The sequence below is a fragment of the Vallitalea longa genome, from assembly GCF_027923465.1.
GTDB lineage: Bacteria > Bacillota > Clostridia > Lachnospirales > Vallitaleaceae > Vallitalea > Vallitalea longa.
In genome coordinates, this window is the sequence record NZ_BRLB01000080.1 from 1 (window position 1) to 284 (window position 284).

At 25.7% G+C, this 284-nt stretch carries 2 protein-coding genes; one reads left to right on the top strand and one right to left on the bottom strand.

Annotated elements, in window-relative coordinates; translation table 11 throughout:
- Positions 1-49: 49 nt before the first annotated feature.
- Positions 50-127, bottom strand: a complete 78-nt coding sequence (locus QMG30_RS25285; RefSeq protein WP_353511687.1) for a transposase — start codon at positions 125-127, stop codon at positions 50-52.
- 103 nt (positions 128-230) lie between these two features.
- Between QMG30_RS25285 and QMG30_RS25290 the strand changes: the two genes are divergently transcribed.
- Positions 231-284 (top strand): helix-turn-helix domain-containing protein (locus QMG30_RS25290; RefSeq protein WP_353511688.1); only part of this gene is annotated, 54 nt, incomplete at its 3' end.

Below are 284 nucleotides of genomic sequence, written 5' to 3' on the forward strand. Positions count from 1 at the left end.
AGTCTTTAGAGTATTAACTAATTTTGCTAATTCCACTTGGGGAGGTGTTTCAAATAGTAAGTTCTTTGTTAATACATTTGTGTCTATATTTAGTTATTACAACCAAATGATATTTTAGATTGTATATGGAATGTCTATTGCTTTTGGATTAACTATTATTCATCTAAAAAACTCCTTTACAACTAAATTAAATTGCGATATAATTATAACATAAGGAAGAGGGAAAATCTATGAAAATCAATAAAGCTTTCAAATATAGAATATATCCTAATAAGGAACAACTG